This is a genomic window from Flavobacterium sp. 316, from assembly GCF_000967805.1.
In the GTDB taxonomy this organism is placed as follows: domain Bacteria; phylum Bacteroidota; class Bacteroidia; order Flavobacteriales; family Flavobacteriaceae; genus Flavobacterium; species Flavobacterium sediminilitoris.
In genome coordinates this window covers 8,783-25,398 of the sequence record NZ_JYGZ01000005.1, presented here as the reverse complement: position 1 = coordinate 25,398, position 16,616 = coordinate 8,783, and the positions used below count along the sequence as shown (strand labels likewise).

The 16,616-nt window shown below is 28.5% G+C and carries 15 protein-coding genes; 8 read left to right on the top strand and 7 right to left on the bottom strand.

The annotated features are described in order from the left end of the window. The first annotated feature begins 125 nt into the window (after positions 1-125). On the top strand, positions 126-1,397 hold the full coding sequence (gene purD, locus SY27_RS11240; protein WP_045970328.1) for a phosphoribosylamine--glycine ligase: 1,272 nt from the start codon (positions 126-128) through the stop codon (positions 1,395-1,397). 27 nt (positions 1,398-1,424) lie between these two features. Here purD and SY27_RS11235 read toward each other — a convergent pair whose 3' ends face one another. Then, the gene (locus tag SY27_RS11235) at positions 1,425-1,655 is read right to left on the bottom strand and encodes a hypothetical protein (RefSeq protein ID WP_045970326.1); all 231 of its coding nucleotides are present in this window, start codon (positions 1,653-1,655) and stop codon (positions 1,425-1,427) included. A gap of 46 nt (positions 1,656-1,701) precedes the next feature. Between SY27_RS11235 and SY27_RS11230 the strand changes: the two genes are divergently transcribed. Beyond that, the gene (locus SY27_RS11230) at positions 1,702-2,628 is read left to right on the top strand and encodes a DUF6427 family protein (protein ID WP_045970324.1); all 927 of its coding nucleotides are present in this window, start codon (positions 1,702-1,704) and stop codon (positions 2,626-2,628) included. On the opposite strand, the gene upp is transcribed toward SY27_RS11230, so the two are convergent. Then, the gene (upp, locus tag SY27_RS11225) at positions 2,623-3,276 is read right to left on the bottom strand and encodes a uracil phosphoribosyltransferase (RefSeq protein WP_045970322.1); all 654 of its coding nucleotides are present in this window, start codon (positions 3,274-3,276) and stop codon (positions 2,623-2,625) included. The genes SY27_RS11230 and upp overlap by 6 nt on opposite strands. A 74-nt stretch (positions 3,277-3,350) precedes the next feature. On the opposite strand from upp, the gene SY27_RS11220 reads away from it, so the two are divergent. Then, the gene (locus SY27_RS11220; RefSeq protein ID WP_045970320.1) at positions 3,351-3,956 is read left to right on the top strand and encodes a DUF4254 domain-containing protein; all 606 of its coding nucleotides are present in this window, start codon (positions 3,351-3,353) and stop codon (positions 3,954-3,956) included. 12 nt (positions 3,957-3,968) lie between these two features. Continuing rightward, positions 3,969-5,009, top strand: coding sequence for a glycosyltransferase family 9 protein (locus SY27_RS11215; RefSeq protein ID WP_045970318.1), 1,041 nt, complete (start codon positions 3,969-3,971; stop codon positions 5,007-5,009). On the opposite strand, the gene SY27_RS11210 is transcribed toward SY27_RS11215, so the two are convergent. Beyond that, on the bottom strand, positions 5,002-5,745 hold the full coding sequence (locus SY27_RS11210; protein WP_045970316.1) for a 1-acyl-sn-glycerol-3-phosphate acyltransferase: 744 nt from the start codon (positions 5,743-5,745) through the stop codon (positions 5,002-5,004). The genes SY27_RS11215 and SY27_RS11210 overlap by 8 nt on opposite strands. Before the next feature lie 223 nt (positions 5,746-5,968). Between SY27_RS11210 and trpS the strand changes: the two genes are divergently transcribed. Then, positions 5,969-6,937 carry a tryptophan--tRNA ligase gene (gene trpS / locus SY27_RS11205; RefSeq protein WP_045970314.1) on the top strand — a complete coding sequence of 323 codons (969 nt, stop codon included), beginning with the start codon at positions 5,969-5,971 and terminating at the stop codon, positions 6,935-6,937. A gap of 115 nt (positions 6,938-7,052) precedes the next feature. Here trpS and SY27_RS11200 read toward each other — a convergent pair whose 3' ends face one another. The 4 genes from SY27_RS11200 to hemB all read right to left on the bottom strand — a co-directional run bounded on the left by SY27_RS11200 (position 7,053) and on the right by hemB (position 12,557). Beyond that, positions 7,053-9,629, bottom strand: coding sequence for a phosphoenolpyruvate carboxylase (locus SY27_RS11200; protein WP_045970312.1), 2,577 nt, complete (start codon positions 9,627-9,629; stop codon positions 7,053-7,055). 124 nt (positions 9,630-9,753) lie between these two features. Further along, positions 9,754-10,857 carry a DNA-processing protein DprA gene (dprA, locus tag SY27_RS11195; protein ID WP_045970309.1) on the bottom strand — a complete coding sequence of 368 codons (1,104 nt, stop codon included), beginning with the start codon at positions 10,855-10,857 and terminating at the stop codon, positions 9,754-9,756. A gap of 145 nt (positions 10,858-11,002) precedes the next feature. Next, on the bottom strand, positions 11,003-11,506 hold the full coding sequence (locus SY27_RS11190) for a DinB family protein (RefSeq protein WP_045970307.1): 504 nt from the start codon (positions 11,504-11,506) through the stop codon (positions 11,003-11,005). Positions 11,507-11,567: 61 nt separating this feature from the next. After that, positions 11,568-12,557: a porphobilinogen synthase gene (hemB, locus tag SY27_RS11185; protein ID WP_045970305.1), complete on the bottom strand. Its 990-nt coding sequence runs from the start codon at positions 12,555-12,557 to the stop codon at positions 11,568-11,570. Positions 12,558-12,710: 153 nt separating this feature from the next. Between hemB and SY27_RS11180 the strand changes: the two genes are divergently transcribed. The 3 genes from SY27_RS11180 to SY27_RS11170 all read left to right on the top strand — a co-directional run bounded on the left by SY27_RS11180 (position 12,711) and on the right by SY27_RS11170 (position 16,312). After that, positions 12,711-13,346 (top strand): hypothetical protein, encoded by a 636-nt coding sequence (locus SY27_RS11180; RefSeq protein WP_045970304.1) that lies wholly within the window; start codon positions 12,711-12,713, stop codon positions 13,344-13,346. A gap of 2 nt (positions 13,347-13,348) precedes the next feature. Continuing rightward, on the top strand, positions 13,349-15,250 hold the full coding sequence (locus tag SY27_RS11175; RefSeq protein WP_045970302.1) for a hypothetical protein: 1,902 nt from the start codon (positions 13,349-13,351) through the stop codon (positions 15,248-15,250). A gap of 312 nt (positions 15,251-15,562) precedes the next feature. Beyond that, a complete protein-coding gene (locus SY27_RS11170; RefSeq protein WP_045970300.1) occupies positions 15,563-16,312 on the top strand; it encodes a hypothetical protein in 750 nt (249 codons plus the stop codon). Positions 16,313-16,616: the final 304 nt, after the last annotated feature.

Here is a 16,616-nt window from a genome sequence, read left to right as displayed (position 1 = left end):
AAAAATATAAAAAGCAGAATCGATAAACTATTCTATTGAAACTTTTTTTTCTATTGAAAACGAAGTATTTTTGCGAAATACTAAATAGAATCTGAATCGTATTCGGATAAAAACAACACAACACAATGAAAATTTTATTATTAGGTTCTGGTGGACGTGAACATGCTTTAGCTTGGAAAATGCTTCAAAGCACAAAATGTTCTTCTTTATTTGTAGCTCCTGGAAATGCAGGAACAGCTTCAATAGCAACAAATATTAATATTAATCCAAATAATTTTGATGAAGTAAAGGAATTTGTTTTATCTGAAAAAATTGAAATGGTTGTTGTAGGTCCTGAAGATCCATTAGTAAAAGGAATTTATAATTATTTTAAAGAAGATAATTTATTAGAAAACATTTCAGTAATTGGACCATCAAAAATAGGAGCTCAACTTGAAGGAAGTAAAGAATTTGCAAAAGAATTTTTAGTTAAACATAATATCCCAACAGCAAAATATGATAGTTTTACCGCTGAAACAGTTGAAAAAGGATGTTTGTTTTTAGAAACATTACAAGCACCTTATGTTTTAAAAGCGGACGGATTAGCAGCAGGGAAAGGAGTTTTAATTCTTCAAGACTTAGAAGAAGCTAAAAGAGAATTAAGGAGTATGTTAGTTGATGCAAAATTTGGACAAGCATCTTCAAAGGTAGTTATTGAGGAATTTTTAGATGGAATTGAATTAAGTTGCTTTGTATTAACAGATGGGAAGTCGTATAAAATTCTTCCAACGGCTAAAGATTATAAAAGAATAGGAGAAGGTGATACAGGTTTAAATACGGGTGGAATGGGAGCTGTTTCCCCAGTTCCATTTGCAGACAAAGTACTTTTAGATAAAATTGAAAATAGAATTGTAAAACCTACAATTGAAGGATTACAAAAAGATAATATTGAATATAAAGGTTTTGTTTTTATAGGTCTTATTAATGTAAAAGGAGAGCCTATGGTTATTGAATATAATGTTAGAATGGGTGACCCAGAAACAGAAGTTGTAATGCCAAGATTAAAAAGCGATTTAGTTGAAATTTTTGAAGCTATTTCGAAACAAGAATTAGATAAGATAAGTCTAGAAATAGATGAAAGAGCCGTAACAACAATTATGGTGGTTTCTGGTGGATATCCTGAAGATTATGAAAAAGGAAAAGAAATTACAGGAATAGAAACAATTACGGATTCTATTGTTTTTCATGCAGGAACAAAATTAGAAAATGAAAAAGTGCTAACAAACGGAGGAAGAGTTATTGCGGTTACATCTTATGGAGATAATTACGAAGAAGCCATAAAAAAATCTTATCAAAGTATAGCTAAACTACAATTTGATAAGATGTATTATCGTAAAGATATTGGTTTTGATCTATAAATAAAGTTCCTCTTAATTGAGGAATTTTTATTTTAAGAATGAATGAGCTGTTGTATCTTGCTCATCTTCATTGTTAGCTTTGAATATATTTAATTGTTTAATCCAATATACCATAGCTCCACAACAAATTAAAATAAATATCCAATTTAACGTATTTGCTGCCCACCAGTTTGACAATTCTAATTTTCTTAATCCATCGAACGGAACAAATAAAAAATCAACAAATAGTGATGCAATTCCTTCAAAAAATGATTTCATTTTGATAAAGTATTATATTTACATCACAAAAATATAAAATATCCTGATGATAGCAAGTGTTTTTAATAAAACAAGACCATTTAATTATGTAATTATTGGAACATTACTTTTAATAGCTTTTGTTTCGTACACATTTTCGCATTCCATATTTAAAGGATGGCAAGGCTTTTTATATGGAACTATGTATTTTGTTTCCATTGTAGCATCTTGTTTTCTAGTTAATTTTATTTCGCTAAAGAATACTTTAACAAGAAATGATAATTATGCTATTTTACTATTTTTCATTTTTTTATTATTCTTTCCTTCTATTTTTAAAAATAAAAATATATTAATTTCAAATTTTTTCCTGTTACTTTCTTTAAGAAGATTAATTTCTCTGAAATCAATGAAAAGTACTCAAGAGAAGTTTTTTGATGCTTCATTTTGGATTTTTCTTTCTGCACTATTTCATTTTTGGAGCGCTCTATATATTGGATTAGTTTTTATATCTATAATTCTACACGGATCAAGAGATTATAAAAACTGGTTAATACCAGTTATAGCATTTTTGAGTGTAATAATATTGTTTTTCATGTTTAATTTCATGAATGATAATACTTTATTAGAGAGTTTATTAAATAAAGCATATATCAGTTTTGATTTTACATATTTTGAAAATATATATCAAAATATTGCATTAGCTGTTTTTTCATCAATAGCAATATTGTTTTTTGTAAGCATGATAATGACAATTAATGCTACACCATTAAACATGCAATCGTCATACAAGAAAATATTATTTTCATTTCTTTTAGGAGTAGGAATTTATATCCTTTCAGCAGATAAGAATAATAGTTGTTTAATATTTTGTTTGGCACCATTATCAATTATGGGAGCTAATTTCATTGAAAATTTAGAAAATAAAATTTTAAAAGAAGTAACATTGTACTCTCTCTTAGTTATAGGCTTATTTTTCTTTATAATGCAATTATAGTTTAATTCCGTAAGCTAAGTCTCCAGCGTCACCTAATCCAGGAATAATGTAATTTTTTTCGTTCAGTTTTTCATCAAGAGCGGCAACCCATAAATGGCAATTTTCAGGAAGATTATCTTGTAAATATTGAACACCTTCTGGAGCAGCAATTGCAACAGCGATGTGTATCTCCTTTGGCTTTTGTTCAGCGTTTAATTTTTCAAAAACAGCAACAATAGATTGGCCTGTTGCAAGCATTGGATCAATAAGAAGTAATGTCTTTCCTTCTAAATTTGGAGCAGCTTGATATTCTACTTTTATAATAAATTCATCATCATTATTAGGATGATGTCTGTAAGCAGAAACAAAACCATTATCAGCATTATCAAAAATGTTCATAAAACCATTATGAAGTGCTAAACCAGCTCTCAAAATAGAACATAAAACAATTTTGTTTGTTATTTCAGTGGTTTCTTTTGTTCCAAGTGGCGTAATAACAGATTTATCTTTATAGTCTAATACTTTACTTAATTCATAAGCCATTATTTCTCCTATTCGCTCTATATTTCTTCTAAAACGCATACTATCATTTTGAACTGAAACATCTCTAATTTGAGCTAAAAAATGATTTAAAATGCTGTTTTCTTCAGAAAGATAATGAATATACATAGGATTAGTTTTTAATTTTCAGGCTAAAAGTACAAAAAAACGTTATTTTTGTAGAAATTTTAAACAACTTAATCATGTTTGCAGAATTTGCATTTCCAATATTTGAGCGTTCTATTAAAGAATATCACGTTATTGACGACGTGTACCAACCTGTACAAAATCCTTATGAAAAAGGATCTATAGAACATTTGCTATTTGCAAAAAACTGGGTTGATACAGTACAATGGCATTATGAAGATATCATTCGTGATCCACAAATTGATCCTATTGCAGCATTAGATTTAAAACGTAAAATTGATGCTTCTAACCAAGTGAGAACAGACATGGTAGAATATATAGACAGTTATTTTCTTCAAAAATATGCAGATGTTCAAGTAAAACCAAACGCAAAAATAAATACAGAAAGTCCAGCGTGGGCAATTGATAGACTATCTATTTTAGCTTTAAAAATTTATCACATGAGTGAAGAAGCAAATAGAGCAGAAGCTTCACCTGAACATAGAGCAAAATGTCAAGAAAAATTAAATGTCTTATTAGATCAAAAAAATGATATGTTTGCTTCTATTAGTCAATTAATTGAAGATATCGAAAATGGGGATAAATACATGAAAGTGTATAAACAAATGAAAATGTACAACGACGAGGAATTAAACCCTGTATTGTATCAAAATAAAAAATAGTCATCAATTAAGATGTCTAAACCAAAACATATTTTAGTAATAAGGCTCTCAGCCATGGGTGATGTTGCAATGACAGTTCCTGTGTTGAGAGCTTTTTCTATACAATATCCTGAAATTAAAATTACAGTAATTTCAAGACCTTTTTTTGAACCTTTTTTTAGAGATATTTCTAATATTGATTTCTTTGCAGTTGATTTAAATAAAAGACACAAAGGTTTTTTTGGTTTATTGAGATTATTTAAAGATTTAAATAAACTAAAAATCGATTTTGTTGCTGATTTGCATAATGTATTACGTTCCAAAATCATTCGAATCTTATTTTTATTTTTTGGAAAAAAAGTGGCAGCAACTGACAAAGGCAGGAAAGCAAAAAAAGAATTAACAAGACTTGAAAACAAGGTGTTTAAACCAGTGAAATCTATGTTTGAACGTCATGTTGATACATTTAACAAATTAGGTTTCTCAGTCGATTTAATTCATCCTGTTTTTCCAGAAAAAGCAATTTTATCAGAAGCAATTTTGAAAGCGATTCCTTTTTCAAAGGAAATAAAAATAATTGGAATTGCTCCTTTTGCTCAATATGAAAGTAAGGTATATCCTTTAGATTTAATGCAAAAAGTAATTGATGATTTGGCTATGAAATCCACTTATTCAATTTATCTCTTTGGAGGTGGAAAAAAAGAAATAGAATTACTAAATCAATTACAAAACAATCATGAAAATGTTGTTGTTTTAGCGGGTAAATTAAAATTAAATCAAGAATTAGATATAATATCAAATTTAGATGTGATGTTATCAATGGATTCTGGAAACGCACATATTGCAGCTATGTTAGGAATAAAAGTAATTACACTTTGGGGAGCAACACATCCTTATGCTGGTTTTAAACCTTTTAACCAGCCTAGTGATTATTGTATTACTGCTGACAGAGAACAATTCCCTTTATTACCTACTTCAGTTTATGGAAATAAAAAAGTAGAAGGATACGAAGATGCTATGCGAACTATTTTACCTGAAACAGTAGTTGCAAAAATTGAAAGTATTATTACTTAGAATAAGATTCAAGCTCTTCCAAAATAATTGCTCTTGTTTTTTTCTTTATTTCTTGTCGGTTTTCAAGAGTTAATCCATTAGTTTCAATAAAAGAGTGCACTTTTACACGCATTCTTCCAGTTGACCCACTAAAAAAACGAAATGGAAAACGTTTTTTGTTATCTACAAAAGTCATTGGAACAATAGGAATTTGATGTTCTATTGCTAAACGAAAAGCACCATCTTTAAATTCGTCTAAAACAATACTTTCATCATCAGGAACTCCACCTTCTGGAAAAATACAAATACTTAAACCTTGGTGTAATCGTTTTTGAGCCAACTCAAATACTTTAAATCTACTTTTGCTACTGCTTCTATCAACCATGATACAAACTCGCTTAAAAAAGAAACCAAAAACAGGAATTTTAGCTAATTCTTTTTTCCCAACAAAAACAAACGGATTGTTTTTCACAACCAAAAGCATTAACATAATGTCAGTCATCGAAGTATGATTGGCAACTAACATATAACTTTTCCCTTTTTCTAGTTTTTGTTCAAACTCTATTTTGTGATAAAACCCCATTCCATACAAAATAATTTTCGCCCAAAATCGTGCTAAAAAAAAGAACTGAGGATACGTTTTTTCACTAAGAATAGTAAGGAATAATATTGGAAATAAGATAAGAATAGGAATAATTACTAAAAGGTAAAACCAAATTCTCCAGATTATCCAAAAAGCATATTTTAGTATTTTCATATATTAGGAACCAAACATTAGTAAATTGTTTAAACCATTTTCCTGCTATTCGTTTTATCTTTTAAACTTAGTTTAAAAGGATGTCACTACTATCAGGAGTAGACTCAAACAATATGCATTTTAAAAACTTTGTGCCAAAAATAACAATATTATTCAACCTTTTGTTAAGAACCTTTTACCATTTCTGTAAAAGTGCTATTTTTGTGGCAAACAATAAAGAAAAATGTCAAAAATCTTAACCGGAATTCAAAGTACAGGAACTCCACATTTAGGTAATTTATTAGGTGCGATTTTGCCTGCTATAGAAATGGCAAATAATCCTACTAATGAATCTTTTCTTTTCATTGCTGATTTACATTCAATCACGCAAATAAAAGATGGAAAAACTTTAAGAGCTAATACATATAGTGTAGCTGCAACTTGGCTTGCTTGTGGTTTAGATGTTAATAAAGTTGTTTTTTATCGTCAGTCAGATGTACCTCAAACAACGGAATTAGCTTGGTATTTAAGTTGTTTTTTTCCATACCAAAGGTTAAAATTAGCACATTCTTTCAAAGATAAAGCCGATAGATTAGAAGATGTAAATGCGGGTTTATTTACTTATCCTATGTTAATGGCTGCGGATATTTTATTATATGATGCGGAACTAGTTCCAGTAGGAAAAGATCAAGAACAACATTTAGAAATAACTAGAGATGTTGCGTCAAAATTTAATAATCAAATGGGAGAAACTTTTGTTCTGCCAGAAGCTAAGATTGATGAAGAAATAATGATTATACCTGGTACAGACGGACATAAAATGAGCAAGTCTAGAAACAATATAATTAATTTGTTTGTTGATGATAAAGCTTTACGCAAACAAATAATGACTATTCAAACGGACAGTACACCATTAGAAGATCCCAAAAACCCAGATACCTGTAATTGTTTTGCTTTATATAAATTATTAGCAACATCTGAACAAACAGAAATCATGCGTACTAATTATTTAGGAGGAAATTACGGTTACGGTCACGCAAAACAAGCGTTGTTTGAATTGATAGTTGAAAAATTCGAAACAGTAAGAGAGAAATACAATTACTATATCAACAACCTAGAAGAAGTAGATGCTTTACTTAAAGAAGGAGCAGCAAAAGCAAGTATAGTAGCTAATGGTGTTTTAGAAAGAGTGAGAGAGAAGTTAGGATACTAAAATAACTAGAAGTTAGAAACTAAAAATAAGAAAGCCTTGAAATTCTGTTCACTTTGGTGATTCAGAACTTCAAGGCTTTTTATTTAGATGCTGATTTTAGTATGACAAAATTATTTTAAGCCGAATTTCGACTGGCATTGATATTTCCAAACAACGATCGGGTTACGATTTTTTCATAGACTGCAATTTGCTTTTCATTTGGGTTGTCACTTTCTTTTAAAGTTTTTATTTTTAATAAAGCATATTGTTGAATCGTTAACAAAGGCAATACAATTTTCTCACGCATCGCTACGGAGGCTTTTCCATCAGGATAGTTCTCCATTAATTCTGTGAAACCTGATATTTTTAATAATAAACGTTTGGTTTCTAAATATTCAGTGTGTATTATATTCCAAAAAACACCATATTCTGGATCATTTTTCATGTAAGCTGTTAATGGGAAGAATGATTTACTTAAAGCCATCATGCTGTTTTCTAATAGTGTTTTGAAGAAAAGAGAGTTGTTGTATAGGTTTTGGACATCGTCCCATTTTTCATTCTGTTCAAAATACTTTAAAGCGGTTCCAACCCCAAAAAAACCAGGTACATTTTGTTTTAATTGGCTCCATGAACCTACAAAAGGAATTGCTCTTAAATCATCTAAATTTAATTGTGATGATTGTTTCCTTTTAGATGGACGACTTCCAATATTAGTCTTCGCATAATAATTTAGTGTACTCATATTTTCCAAATAGGGTACAAATTTGGGGTGACTTTTAAAATCGATATATTTTTGATAACTAATTTCAGAAAGCTTTTGCATAACTTCTTTTTCTTTAGTTGTCAAATGATTTTCTTCATGATGAAATACTTGATTGTTAGCACCAGCACTTAATAAGTTTTCTAAATTGTAACGACAAGAGTCAAGAGTGCCAAAATTAGAACTAATGGTTTGTCCTTGTACAGTTAATTGAATTTGTTTGTTTTCTATTTCTGGTCCAAGAGAAGCATAAAATTGGTTAGTTTTTCCACCGCCACGAGCAGGTGGTCCACCACGACCATCAAAAAAGACAACGTTGATATTGTGTTTTCGTGACATATTTGAAATAGCTATTTTTGCATTATAAATTCCCCAGTTTGCCATTAAATAGCCACCATCTTTTGTTCCATCAGAAAAACCCAACATAATGGTTTGTATGTTCTTTCTGTTACTTAGATGATTTTTATAAATAGGGTTTGTATATAATTGTTCCATTACTTTATCCGCTTTTTGTAAATCTTCAACACTTTCAAAAAGAGGAACAATATCAACAGATGGATTTTTCCAATTAGTTAATTGAAATAATGATAGCGCTTCTATAACATTTAAAGCATTTTCATTATTACTAATGATATATCGATTACAACCTAATTCTCCATTTCTTTCTTGAATAGATTTAATTGCTTTTATAGAACTTAGCGTTTTTTTGGTAACATCATTTTCAAAATCTTTTTCATTTAAGTCAGCTTTTATATTTGACAAAATATTGATTTTTGAAATTTCATCTAATTCATTATAGTTTGAAGGAAATAATTCAGGTTTTGTGTTAATTATATCTTGAAAAACGGTTTGATGCATTTTACTATTTTGTCTAATATCTAATGTTGCAAAATGATAACCAAAAACATTGAGTTTACTAATCAAGTTTTCTATTTCATCAAGATATAAAGATTGGTGTTTTTTAATTAGTAGTGATTTAATCAATTGTAAATCGTTAGCTAATTCATCTTGGCTAATAAAAATAGTTCCTTCAGAATAGAAAACAGAGCGATATAGTTTATTTTCAATAGAACTGATTAATTCTTCTACACCAGCAAAAGTGAGTTTGCGTTTTAATTTTCGAATGTCTAAATAATAACATTTTAAAATAGCGGTTCGCAATCTATCAGCAACTTTTAAAGTAATTTCTGTAGTTACAAAAGGATTTCCGTCTCTATCGCCTCCTGGCCAAAAACCAAGATTGAAAATATCATTATCCAATGAGGTTTTATTTTTAAAAATATTTTTTTGCACATATTGCATCATTTCTCCAATAGTGTGATAAAATACATTTTCTAAATACCAAATAATACTTACTGCTTCATCAAAAGGAGTTGGTTTTTCTTTTTTTATAAAAGGCGTTTTTCCTAATTGAGCTAATAGTTCTTTAATTGTATTTAAATCATTAATTTTAATTGCTTCAGTTAAGTCGGTAATAATTCCTAAAACGGAACCAGGATAAAACTGTGTAGGATGAGCAGTTAAGACAGTTCTTACTTTGAAAGTATTTAAGAAAGTAATGAGTTCGTCTTTTTTAAAACGTTGCTCAGCTCTTTCTTTCATGTTTCTTAGAGAACCTCTTCCTTCCATATTATTTACAACGTCAAAAGAAGCATCTTCAATGGCATCAAATAAAACAACCTGTCTTTCTACATATTGAATAAATCGAAACATTAAGCTTGTTTTTTCGTCTTCTGTTGGATTTTCTAAATATTTAGTAACAAATGTGTCAAAAATTTCTTCTGGGCTTTGATTTTTTTTATATCCATGTTCACAGATATCTGCAAATAATGGTAATAAAACACCAGTATTATTTATTTCATCAAAAGGGAGTGTTATAAAAATACTATTATAAATATTAAATTTTGAAGCTACGTTTTGTTCAAAGCGTTCTAGTTTCGGTAGTGAATACATTTTGAAAAATTTGTTACTAATTTACGGCTTTTATTCTTAAAATTTGGGCACAAAGGATGTTATAAATTAATTAATTTTAATACTTTGTTATGATATAATATTGATTTTATCGTTTAGTTTTAAATTAAATAACTTCAAATAATTTTCCTGGTAAAGGACGAATGACTCCTTTTAATTCCATGCTTAATAAAATAGATGATGTTTTAAAAATAGGTATTTCACAATCTAAAGAAATAATATCTATTCCTTCGTTTTCTTTATTTTGAAGATAGTTATAAATTTTTTGTTCTTCCTCTGTTAAAGTAACAAAAAGTTGTTTTTGAATGGTTTTTTGTTCCTTTTTTTGAAGCTCCCAATTTAGGATATATATCAAATCCGCAGTAGATGTTAGAACATGAGCTCGTTGTGTTTTGATGAGATTATTGCATCCTTGACTATACTTATCGGTTGTTCTACCTGGAACAGCAAAAACTTCTCTGTTATAGTCATTAGCAATTTGTGCCGTTATTAAAGAACCTCCTTTTTCGGCACTTTCAATAACAATTGTGGCTTCACTTATACCTGCTACAATTCTATTTCGTTTAACAAAATTTTCTCTATCAGGTTTTGAATGACTCCAAAATTCGGTAAGAAAACCACCATTTTCTTCCATTTTCGCCATGTATTTTTTATGTGTTTTAGGATAAATTTGGTTTAGACCATGCGCTAAAACTCCAATTGTTTGTAATTTAAAATCGATTGCAGTTTGGTGTGAAACAATATCTACACCATAAGCAAATCCGCTTACTATTATAGGATTTAGTGGTGCTAATTCTTCAATAAGCTTTTTTGTGAATTCGTTTCCGTATGTTGTAATTTGTCTGGTTCCAACAATACTTATAATTTTCGGATTGGTTAAATCAATATTTCCTGATTGAAAAAGTAAAACAGGAGAATCAAAACAATGTTTTAGTTTTTCAGGATAATTCTGATCTTGGTAAAAAAGAGTAGTTAAATTTTCTTGTTCAATGAAAAATAATTCTTTTTCTGCTTTTTGGAAAATAGTTTTGTTTTGAAGGTTTTTAAGTAGTGATTTTCCAACACCATCAATTCTAGCAAGAGATGTGTTTTTTGACTTGAATATTTCTTCTGCTGAACCGCATTGTTGAATGAGTTTTTTGGCTAAAATATCACCTACTCCTTCTACTTGCAATAACGCAAGCGTGTAGTATAATTCGTTTTGTAACATGGCGTGTAATAAAAAATAATGGCTTATATATTACACAAATGTAGGTTTTATTTTGGAATTTGCAAAAAGAAGAAAAATTTATATAGAAGTTTAATAGTATAATATTTAGGACTTTATAATTGTTTTTTCTTATTCAAAGGAATTGTTACCAACCTACATATTTAGGTGGTTTTATATTGTTTAAATTTAGATATACAATTAACTGCCCGCGATGATGCGTAACATGATCTTGTAATAGATTTAATATTTGTAATTTAGTTTTTGGACCTGCAAAAAAATCAACTATTTCTTTTAATTCTTCTTTTGGGGTTTGTTCTATTATTTTATAAACAGTATTGAAAGAAGTTTCTAATTGCATAATTATCTCTTCTTTTGAGAGCTCCTTTTTTTCTTCTTTTTCTTTCTTTATAGTAGAAAAATAAGTTGAACTTAGCCAGTCCATATTACTTTTTATGTGTAATAACTGATCTCCAAAAGTCATTTCTCTTTCTGTGGGTTTGTAACTGTAGTTTTCTTCTGGCATTGCTTTAGCCATTTCCAAGAGATATTCTTTTGAATTTTTCCATTTCTCAAGAAAAGCACTTATAGGTTCTTCTTGAGCATTAGCTGTTATTGAAAATAAAGTTAGGATTAATAAGAAAGATTTCATACTTAAATAAGTTATGGTTAGTATCTTGGATACTTGTTTTTAAGTATCCAAGATAGATTTTTTACTTTAGTAGACGAACAATGTCTTTTGCAAAATAACTAGCAATGATATCTGCACCAGCTCTTTTAAACGCAGTGGTTTGTTCTAGCATAATAGCATCATGATTTAACCAACCTTTTTCTGCGGCCGCTTTTATCATAGCATATTCTCCAGAAACCTGATAAGCAGCAACAGGAACTTCTGACATGTTTTTTATATCTCGAATTATATCTAAGTAAACAATTCCTGGCTTTACCATTACAATATCAGCACCTTCTTCAATATCCATTCTAGTTTCTCTTATTGCCTCTTCACGATTGTGATAATCCATTTGATAGGTTTTTTTATCTTTTGGAATATTTACTAAGTCTACAGGTGCAGAATCTAATGCATCTCGAAATGGTCCATAAAGAGCTGAAGCATATTTAGCACTATAACTCATGATTCCAGTATTTGTAAAGTTCTCTTCTTCTAACAATTCTCTCATTTCTAATATTCTACCGTCCATCATATCACTTGGAGCAACAAAATCAGCACCCGCTTTTGCATGTGATAATGCCATTTCTGCTAAAATTGAAGAAGAGATATCGTTTAAAACGATTCCGTTTTCAATAACACCATCATGTCCGAAAGAAGAATAAGGATCTAAAGCAACATCAGTCATAACAATCATTTCTGGAACAGCATTTTTAACAACTTTTATAGCGCGTTGCATTAACCCATTATGGTTTAAAGCTTCTGTACCTTTATTGTCTTTTAAATTGTCGGGAACTTTTACAAAGAGTAAAACAGATTTTAAACCCATTGCCCAAAGTTCTTTTACTTCTTTTTCTAGTAAATCTAAAGTATATCTGAAATAATTAGGCATAGATGGAATTTCTTCTTTAATTCCTTTGCCTTCTATTATAAATAATGGGACTAAAAAATCATTAGGAGTTAATATATTTTCACGAACTAAACTTCTCATTGATTCATTTGTTCGCAGTCTTCTATTACGTCTAAGTGGAAACATGGTATATTTATTTAAAGCGTTTATTTAGAGTATTTTTTGAAAAAAAATTCAGTAGGCAAAGTTAACGAATTTCGAGTAAAAAGAGGATATTGTATTGTAAGTAATATAAGATAAAATTATAAAATATTAAATTATTAATCTTAAGTTTGCAATATGAAAAGAATTATGATTTTAAGCTTATGTTTACTCTTAACAAGTTGTTTTGAAATAACAGAAAGAATTAAACATAATAGTGACCAAAGTGGTGATTATAGTCTTGTTATTGATTTTTCTAAATCATGGTTTAGAACAAGGTCTGCTATTTGGTTAGAAGAAGTTGATGGTGTAAGTATTCCAAGTGAGGAAGATATTAAAAAGAAATTATCTGATTTTAGAATACAAGCGTCTAAAATAGACGGAATTTCGGATATTTTGACAAAGCATGATTTTAAGAATTATATTTTTACATTAAAATTTAAGTATACTAATTTAAATGCGCTTAATGCTGTTTTAAATAGCATGAATAAAGAGAATCCTATAATACATTTTAATGAATCGAAGACAACTGCTTTTGAAAGATTTGCATCATATCCTATTCCTAAAAATTTAATAAAGAATGATGATAAAAAGGAAGACTTAGAAGCAGCAAATATTACTTCGATTTATACTTTTGATAAAGAAGTTACGAATATTAAAAACCCAAAAAGTAAAATTTCTAAAAATAAACGTACTGTTTTTTTAAAACAAAATGTGTATAATGTTTTAAAAAACAATACTTTAATGAATAATACAATTTATTTTAACCCTTGATTATGAAAAAACGTTTTAATGTTTTATTACTATTGGCTAGTGCATTTGCTTTTGGTCAATTGACGCCTAATGAGTTTGATTATTTTGTTCAGTTTAATGGAAGTCAATTTTCTGAAAAAATAAGTTTAGATGAAATACTAAATCATGATGCTATAAAAAAGATTTCAAAAACAGATAAAGATTTTAATATTAAAGATTATACATCTTTAATAGATATGAATAAGAATATTAGTATTCATGGAAATTTTACGGATAGTGTTCCTTTTTATCAAATTACAATTCCAATTAGAAACAGAGATGAGGTAAAAGCATTATTCATGAAGAATATTAAGCAAAATCATCAAGAAATAACGGATTCTGTTAAAAAGGATATAGTTGATTATGATACTTATTCTGTTTATAATGCTTCAAATTCATCCATTTCTACAGCATGGAATGACGATTATTTGATTATTTTGGAATTTATTAAACCAACAATGAGAAATGATAGTTACTCTCAATTTTATGATGTTTCACCAATTTATGATGAAGAAGCTGTTGAAGTAGTAGAAGCAGAGGATTCAGATGAATATGTTGTTGAAGAGTATGTTGAAGAAGAAGAATATGTTGAAGAGGAGTCTTTAGAAGTTCCTCCAGCTCCTGTAGAAGAAGAAATTGAATGGGCAATAGAAACAGATGATTCTTACGAATATGATTATGATTCTTACGATAATGAGTATTTAAAAGAAATTGAAGAAGCTGACTTAAAGAGAAAAGAGATGCAAAATCAGCATATTAATTTTCTTTTTAAAAATGGATTTACGCCTCCAGTTTCAGAAAAAATAAATCCTAAAGCAGATATTTCTTCATGGGTAAATTATCAGTCTTCTTTTAATTATTTAAAAACATTAACAGGAGTTATTAAATCGATATTTAGCAGAAACTCAAATATTAATGATGATAGAATATTAAAAAACTATATTAAGGGAGTAAATTTTAATTTTTATTTTGAGAATGATAATGCAAGGATTGAACAATCTGTAGAATATTCTAGTTCTTTAGCAGAAATCATGAATAAGGTTGTAAATCGAAAAATAAACAATAATATTTTTAATTATTTTCCTAATGAAAACCCATTAGGTTACATGACATATCATATTAATTCAAAAGAATTATTAACTAATTTTCCTGCAATTACGGAACAATTATATTCTGTTTCAAATCCATATTTAGAACAAGAAGATATGGAAATAATTACAGATCTTATTTCTACATTTATTGATGAAGAAGCAATTTCTACACTTTTTGATGGTGATGTTACAATGTTTTTACATGATTTTCAAAAATATGAATCAACTTATACTACTTATGAATATGATGAAAACTATGAAGAAATTGAAGTAGAAAAAACAATTAGTAAAACAATTCCTGTTTTTACAACATTATTTACATCAACACATAAAACAATGGGGAATAAACTTTTCGATTTAGGTGTTAGAAAAGGAGTGCTTATTCAGAGAAATGGATATTATGAAGTTAAAGGAGCGAATAAAGAAATGGGGAATTTAAAGTTTATTAAAAAGGGAGATGTAATTGTTTTTACTAATGGAATGAATTACATTACTAACGGAAGTAACTCTGATTTTTCTAGAGATTTGAAAAAAGACTTGAAGAAAAATTATATGAAAGGAAGTGTAAATTTGAAAGATCTTATTATTAAATATGTTTCAAATGAAGATTTAGGAAAAGACACAACAAAGATGTTGAAAGTAAGCCAACAGTTTGAAAAGATAGATTTTAAATCTTCAAAAAAAATAGAAAATAATAAACACAGCATGGAAATGAGTTTACACTCTTCTAATGATGATAAAAATATTATTTTACAAACGTTAGATTTAATAGAATTTTTAAGCAATAAAAAGTAGATTTAATATTTTGAAAAGCTAGGTAAAAAAAGCTCAACTTAAGTTTAATGAAAAACCCTGCAAATAATTTATTTGCAGGGTTTTTTGATTTTAATATTGCTAAGATTATTTTCTTCTTATAAACTACTTCCATACTGTTTCTATACACTATCCTCCCTTTATCCTAACCTTTAAGTAACCTTTAATATGGAGTAGTAGGTTTTAGAAAGAGTTTGTTTTTGGTTTAAAATATTAGATTTTTTTCTTTATTTTATTTGATTATTTTCAAATAGTTTTTATATTTGTACTCTAAACATTTAAACAAATATAATTATGGCAAAATCGAATGGTATTTTGAAAATTGAAGGGACAATTGAGGATTTAACTTTCTACAAAAAAGATGGTAAAAACTTTGTAAGAAGAAAAGGGGGTGTTTCTAGGGAACGTATTCTAAATGATCCGAGTTTTATTAGAACTAGAGAGAATGGGGCGGAGTTTTCTCATAGTGCTAGTGCTGGAAAATTATTGCGCTTAGCGTTAGGTGGTTTAGTTTTTAAAGCAAAAGACAGTAAATTATCTAGTAGGATGTTGCAGTTGATGTCTAAGATTAAAAATTTAGATACGGTTTCTTTGAGAGGACAAAGAAAAGTGAGTGAAGGGGTTTCAACTGCTCAGGGGAAACAAATTTTAAAAGGGTTTGATTTTAATGCTAATGCTCCTTTAAACAATGTATTGTTTGCTCCTTTTGTTTTTGAAAGTAGCAATGGAGTGATTTCTTTTACTGATTTTATTCCTGCGGAACAATTGCAGTTTCCACAAGGAGCTACTCATTTTAGTATGCAATCTGCTGTTTTGCATTTGGATTTTGAAACAGGAGAGTCGGAAATGGGTTATAGTAATGTGGTAAACTTACCTATTTCTTTTACTCCTAATGCTAGTGTATTAACTCCTGCTAGTGTTCCAACAGGGAATGGTTGTCAGTTGTTTTTAATGCTGATTTCTTTTTATCAGGAATTAAATGGCGTGCAGTATTCTTTAAAAAACGAAGAGTTTAATGTTCTAAGTATTATTGAAGTTCTTTAAGAACCAGTAATCTATAGACACTTCTTGTTGCTATATGTCAACAAGAAGTGTTTTTTAACACAATTTACAGTTTTTCTGTAACCTTAGTTAAAATTTAAAAATAATTAAAAATCAATATAATTTGGTTCTATTTTTGAGCCTAAAAAAATAAAAGGCTATTAGTCAAACTTTTACTATTTTTCGAACATTAAATCGTATAAAAAGTATAGAACAGTTAAAAAGTACGTATTTATACGTACAAAAAACATTGAAAAATACGTATTTATACGTATTGACCGGTATCTTTTTAAAAACTAGCTTTGAC